Raw genomic sequence first — 6000 nt, forward strand, 5'->3', positions numbered from 1 at the left:
CAGAAGAGGGCTGGGGTCAGCGTTTGGAACGCCGACCCCAGCCCTCTTCCGTGGTGTACGTCAGTCGCGCGTGAGCCGGCGGTACGTCACCCGGTGCGGGCGAGCGGCGTCCGCGCCGAGGCGCTCGACCTTGTTGGCCTCGTAGGACTCGAAGTTGCCTTCGAACCAGTACCAGTTCGCCGGGTTCTCCTCGGTGCCCTCGTAGGCGAGGATGTGCGTGACCACACGGTCGAGGAACCAGCGGTCGTGGGAGACCACGACGGCGCAGCCGGGGAACTCCAGCAGGGCGTTCTCCAGCGAGCCGAGGGTCTCGACGTCGAGGTCGTTGGTGGGCTCGTCGAGGAGCAGCAGGTTGCCGCCCTGCTTGAGCGTCAGCGCGAGGTTGAGGCGGTTGCGCTCACCACCGGACAGGACGCCGGCCGGCTTCTGCTGGTCCGGCCCCTTGAACCCGAACGACGCCACGTACGCGCGCGACGGGATCTCGACGTTGCCGACCTTGATGAAGTCGAGCCCGTCGGACACGACCTCCCACAGGGTCTTCTTGGGGTCGATGCCGCCGCGCGACTGGTCGACGTACGAGATCGAGACGGTGTCACCGATCTTGAGGTCACCGCCGTCGAGCGGCTCCAGGCCGACGATCGTCTTGAACAGCGTGGTCTTACCGACACCGTTCGGGCCGATGACGCCGACGATGCCGTTGCGCGGCAGCGTGAACGACAGGCCGTCGATGAGCACGCGGTCGTCGAAGCCCTTCTTGAGGTTCGAGGCCTCCAGCACCAGCGAGCCCATGCGCGGGCCGGCGGGGATCTGGATCTCCTCGAAGTCGAGCTTCTTGGTCCGCTCCGCCTCCGCGGCCATCTCCTCGTACCGGGCGAGGCGGGCCTTGGACTTGACCTGGCGGCCCTTGGCGTTGGACCGCACCCACTCCAGCTCCTCCTTGAGGCGCTTGGAGAGCTTGGCGTCCTTCTTGCCCTGGACCTCGAGACGCGCCTGCTTCTTCTCCAGGTACGTCGAGTAGTTGCCCTCGTAGGGGTAGAGGCGCCCGCGGTCGACCTCGCAGATCCACTCCGCGACGTGGTCGAGGAAGTACCGGTCGTGGGTCACCGCGAGCACGGCGCCCGCGTAGCCGGCGAGGTGCTGCTCGAGCCACAGCACGGATTCGGCGTCGAGGTGGTTGGTGGGCTCGTCGAGGAGCAGCAGGTCGGGCTTCTCCAGGAGCAGCTTGCAGAGCGCGACACGGCGGCGCTCACCACCGGAGAGCACCGTCACGTCGGCGTCCGGCGGCGGGCAGCGCAGGGCGTCCATCGCCTGCTCGAGCTGGGAGTCGAGGTCCCACGCGTCGGCGGCGTCGATGTCCTCCTGCAGGGTGCCCATCTCGGCCAGCAGCGCGTCGAAGTCCGCGTCCGGCTCGGCCATGAGCGCGGAGATCTCGTCGAACCGCGCCTTCTTGGCCAGGATCTCACCGACCGCCTCCTGGACGTTGCCCAGGACGGTCTTCTCCTCGTTCAGCGGCGGCTCCTGCTGCAGGATGCCGACGGTGTAGCCGGGCGACAGCCGTGCCTCACCGTTGCTCGGCGTGTCCAGCCCGGCCATGATCTTGAGGATCGTGGACTTACCCGCACCGTTCGGCCCGACGACGCCGATCTTCGCGCCGGGCAGGAAGTTCAGCGACACGTCATCGAGGATGACCTTGTCGCCGTGCGCCTTACGCGCCTTATACATGGAGTAGATGTACTCAGCCACTGCCTGTGTTCCACCGTTCACAGTAGGTACTTCGGATGGGGGCGCTCACACGGCGCGGGTGCCGGGCGTCCGCGCTGGGATCTCCCCAGCACCCGCGGACCGCGGAGCACGACTGGCCCAAGCCTACGCGTTCACCAGCTCGGGGGTCCTGACGCCGGCGTCGGCGTCCTGGTCGGTCTCGTCACCCGGGGCACCGACCGCGAACGGGTCGACGTCCCCGGGGCGTGCCGCGGCCAGCCGGCCGGCGCCCGGGGCGCCGTCCGGCACGGAGTCGTGGTGCACCACGCGGGAGAACTCCACCATGCCGCGGGTGGCGTCCACGCCGACCGCCGTCGCGTTGATCACCAGACCGGAGCGCTGCCCACCGTCGGGGCCCGTCCACTCGTCCATCTCGAGACGGCCCGTCACCACCACCGGGCAGCCCTTGCGCACCGACCTGAGCACGTTCCGCGCGGCGGTGCGCCAGGCCTTGACCGTGAACCACAGCGTCGCGCCGTCGGTCCAGTCGCCGTCCTCGTTCACGTAGCGCCGGGTACTCGCGACCCGGAACGTGGTCCACTCCAGGTCCTTGTCCACGTCCTTGGAGACGTGCAGCGCGGGGGTGTTGCCGGCGAAGCCGGACACGGTCACCGTGACGTCGTTCATCTGAGCCCTCCTGGGTTCACGGACCGGCCCCAGCGGCCGGTCCGTACCCAGCATCAGGCGCGGACGGTGCCCAGGTCCGTGAGGCGGGCGGCACCTGGGGACGAAGCCCCGATCGAGGCGCCTGTGGTCGCGTTCTCCTCCAGGCGAAGCGGTGCGGCGGGTCCGTCGTCACGCGCACTCTGTGCGAGCTCGCGTACCGCGCGGTGCTCGTCGAGCAGCCGCTGGGTGGGCGCTCCGAGGGTCTGCTGCAGCACCCGTTCGAGCGCGGCCCGGCCCGACGCGATGACGCCCTGCGCCCGGCGTGCCGCCAGGGCGCGCCGCATCTGCATGGCCACGAGGAACACCACGAGCGCGGTCACGGCCGCCACGACGGCCAGCACGCCGAGCGCCGTCGTCCAGGTCTCCCCCGCCGGCAGCACGCCCATCGAGGCCAGCACCGTCGCGATCCCGAGCAGCACCGCGACCAGCACGGCCCCGAGCGCGAGCCGGCGGGTGAGGCGCTGCGTCGTCGGCCCCCTGGTGTCGAGCGTGACGCCCTGCAGCGCCGTCGCGACCGCCGTGGCGACCTCCTGCGAGCTGGCAACGCTGGAGGCGAGCGACCGCTGCCACCCGTGCTTGAGCGACTCCCCCGAACCACTGAGCCAGCGCGACCGGGACAGGGCGATCGAGTCGGGGTCCGGGGTGCGGAACTCCGGCGAGCCGTACCCGTTGCGCACGGCGGCGCCCACCTGCGCGGCGACCGACTCCAGCCCCGCCGCACGCGCGAGCGCGTCCACCTCGCGGTCGAGCACCGTGTCGATGTGCCACGGCACCTCGGCGGGCGTCTGGCTCAGCAGCAGGGTCGCCGCGGCGTCGAGCTCGCCGGCCGCCCGGCCCGCCGAGACCGACCGGCGGGCCACCGTCTGCTCCAGGAGCCCGCGCAGGTCCGCGATGCCGATGTCCGTCTTGGTCGACGCAGCGACCACCGGCACGTTCTCCAGGCCGTCGTCCCGCAGCAGCCGCTTGACGTCGTTGACCAGGTTGTCGCGCTGCCCCACGGGCACCGTGTCGATCTGGTTGAGCACCACGACCGTGGAGGCCTCCATGCCCGACGAGTCGCGCAGGTAGCCGGTGTGCAGCGCGTCGTCGGCGTACTTCTGCGGGTCCACGACCCATACGAGCAGGTCGACGAGCGGCAGCACCTTGTCCACCACGTCCCGGTGGCCGGGCGCGACGGAGTCGTGGTCGGGCAGGTCCAGCAGCACCAGGCCGGCGAGGTTCGACTCGTCGGCCGCGTCGAGCTCGCTGGCGCGCGTGATGCGGCGCTCGCGCTCCACGCCGAGCCAGTCGAGCAGTGCCGCGGCGTCGTCGCTCCACGAGCACGCCGTGACCTTGGCGGTGGTGGGTCGCTTGACCCCGACGTCCGCGAACGAGAGGCGGGAGATCTTGTTGAAGGTGCTCGACTTGCCCGACCCCGTGCCCCCGGCGAGCGCGACGACCGTGTGGTCCACCCCGAGCGCGAGCCGTTCACGCACCCCGGCGACGGAGCTGGCGACCTTGCCGAAGACCGCGTCGTCGAGGCGTGATCCGGCGATCTGCAGCGCGCGTCCGAGGTCCTCGGTGCGGGCGCTCAGTGTCGCGTCATGAGTCGTCATGTCAGCCTCCTGAGCTCGGCCAGCCGCACGCGGAGCGGAGCGGCCGCGTCGTCGGCTAAGGCGGGGACGTCAAGGGCACTCTGGACAGAACGGGCCTCTTCCGCAACCGCTAGCGCCACCTTGTCGGCAAGTTCGCCCTGCAGCTCCTCGATGGCCTCACTGGCGCCCTCCCCGAGCACCCGGTCGACGAGCCGCGCGGAGTCGTCGTTCCCGAGCGCCGTGGCCAGCAGGAGGGCCGCGAGGCCGCTGTCGCCGAACGCCTTGCGGGCACCTGCCGCGCGGGCCGGCGCGTCGGGCTCGGTGCTCTCGGTGGCCGACCCGTCCATGCGGGCGACGAGGTCGTCGGCCTTCCGCGCCCACTCGGCGGCCTGCGACCGCCCCCAGGCGAGGCGCTCCTCGGCCCGGCTCGCGCCGTCCGGCAGGATCGTCTCCCCCGCCGGCGGGGCGCCTGGCCCGGCGAGGACGGACCGCAGGCTCTCCTCGGTGCGGACGCCGGACGCGACGAAGGCCCTGGCCGCGGTGGCCTCGACCTCCTCGCGCAGCCCGACGAGCGCCGCCTCGCGGTTCTTGCCCGCACGCCTGGTGGTCCGCGCGATGCCGTCACGGACGGTCACCCGGGAGATGTGCCTGGTGCTGGCGAGCTCCGCGAACCGCGCGGCCACCGTGCCCTCACCGGCCGAGCCGGACAGCACGGCCGTGCGCGCGGCGAGCTGCTCGTCGGGGACCACCGAGTCGACGGCGTTGCGCAGGTCGAAGGCGGCGGTCCCCTGCTCCTCCACCGCTGCGACCAGGCCCATCACCCATTCCGGAAGAGCACCGAGCGCGCCCTTGAGCGTGCGCAGGATGATCGTGCGCGACCGTTCGGGTCCCGCCATCAGGCCGAGCCAGCGCTGGATGGGCTCCACGAGCTTGGGGTCGAGCAGCCCTTCGTGCGGCCCCACGTCGGGCACGATGAACAGCGGGACGTCCTTCATCCCCCGCTCCTTCATGCGGGAGTTGAGGTCGGCGCGGACCGTCGTCAGGTTCTCCTTGGGCACCCGGTTGAGCACCATCGCGACGCTCGCGCCGCGCTCCTTCGCGCGGTCGAGCGCCTGCCACGGCAGGGCGTCGCCGTAGCGGGCCGCCGTGGTGACGAACAGCCAGAGGTCGGCGGCCTCGAGCAGCTGGTGCGCCGTGGAGCGGTTCTCCGAGAGGAACGAGTCGAGGTCGGGCGCGTCCATCAGCGCCGTGCCACGCGGCACGCTCTCGTGCTTGACGAGCCGGGCCAGCTCGGTGACCGGGCCGGGCGTGAGCGTGTCGATGTCGCGCGGGTGCACGCCCACGACGGGCTCACGGGTGGTCGGCCGCAGCACGCCCGCCTCGGAGACCTCCTCGCGCAGCAGGCTGTTGAACAGCGTCGACTTACCGGCTCCGGTGGAGCCCGCCAGCACCACGACGGCGGGGCTGGACAGCTCGGCGAGGCGCGGCAGCAGGTGCTCGTCGAGCTGCGCCAGAAGACGCTCGCGGGACGCCTCGGCCTCCTCGGCGCTGTCGAGGGGCAGGGGCAGGGTCGCGGCGGCGACGTCGCGGCGCAGGTCTCGTACGACGTCGTGCACCGTGAAGCCGAGCTGCTCCGCAACGTTCGGGTCCACACCACCCCGACGGCCGAGCACAGCGGAGCGTGTTCCTGGAGTCACGGCTTCATCCTGATAGGTCAAGATCGTTCTGCCAACCGTGCCGCGCGGTTTGGTGTGCAGAAACACAGGTGTCGTTCGACCCGCCGGAGTGAGCGACGCACACTCCCAAGCGGCAGTTTGGTGCCCCCGGCAGGATTCGAACCCGCGACCTAGTCATTAGAAGGGACCCGCTCTATCCAACTGAGCTACGGAGGCAAGTGGTGCCGAGTTTAGCCTAGGTGTTGCGGGTCATGACGTTGGTGACGCGGGGTCGGGTGTGAGGAAGGGGTAGGCCTGGCGGCAGGATGGAAGTGCGACCAACC

General features: G+C 71.2%; 4 protein-coding genes and 1 tRNA gene. All 5 read right to left on the minus strand.

What is annotated here, in order from left to right:
• Positions 1-60 precede the first annotated feature (60 nt).
• Positions 61-1743 carry an energy-dependent translational throttle protein EttA gene (gene ettA / locus ACYVK7_RS18665; protein WP_460889213.1) on the minus strand — a complete coding sequence of 561 codons (1683 nt, stop codon included), beginning with the start codon at positions 1741-1743 and terminating at the stop codon, positions 61-63.
• A gap of 123 nt (positions 1744-1866) precedes the next feature.
• Positions 1867-2388: a single-stranded DNA-binding protein gene (locus tag ACYVK7_RS18670; RefSeq protein ID WP_460889214.1), complete on the minus strand. Its 522-nt coding sequence runs from the start codon at positions 2386-2388 to the stop codon at positions 1867-1869.
• Between the two features lie 53 nt (positions 2389-2441).
• Entirely contained in the window at positions 2442-4022 is a 1581-nt protein-coding gene (locus tag ACYVK7_RS18675; protein ID WP_460889215.1) for a GTP-binding protein, read from the minus strand.
• Complete coding sequence (locus ACYVK7_RS18680; protein ID WP_460889216.1) at positions 4019-5698, minus strand: GTPase; 1680 nt, start codon at positions 5696-5698, stop codon at positions 4019-4021. Before ACYVK7_RS18680 ends, ACYVK7_RS18675 begins: the two co-directional genes overlap by 4 nt.
• 118 nt (positions 5699-5816) lie before the next feature.
• Positions 5817-5893: transfer RNA gene (locus tag ACYVK7_RS18685), tRNA-Arg, on the minus strand.
• Positions 5894-6000: the final 107 nt, after the last annotated feature.

The organism is Promicromonospora xylanilytica, assembly GCF_054782895.1.